Raw genomic sequence first — 304 nt, 5'->3', positions numbered from 1 at the left:
GGTTGATAAAACAGATATACAGAATAATCATGCACTTTACCTAATGCTCAATAAGCCTAAGGGCGTTGTATGCGCAACCAAGGATAAGCAACACAAAACTGTGATTGACTTACTTCCTTACGATTTTAAGGATCAATTGCATATAGCCGGTCGTCTTGATTTAAACTCTACCGGCCTTGTATTGCTTACAAATGACGGAGAATGGTCAAGACAACTAAGCGATGCTAATTGCGGAGTACTTAAAAGATATCGTGTTCGACTGGCCAAGCCTATAAGCCATGAATATATAAAAGCCTTTGCTGAA

Annotated in this window: 1 protein-coding gene; it reads left to right on the top strand. The window is 39.1% G+C overall.

Going from position 1 to position 304, the window contains the following annotated elements:
- A partial coding sequence (locus A3761_RS25145) for a pseudouridine synthase (protein ID WP_231881314.1) occupies positions 1–304 on the top strand: 304 nt, incomplete at both ends.

The sequence above is a fragment of the Oleiphilus sp. HI0123 genome, from assembly GCF_001635315.1.
The sequence above is the reverse complement of the archived record's forward strand: the minus strand, read 5'-3'. Positions and strand labels throughout refer to the sequence as shown.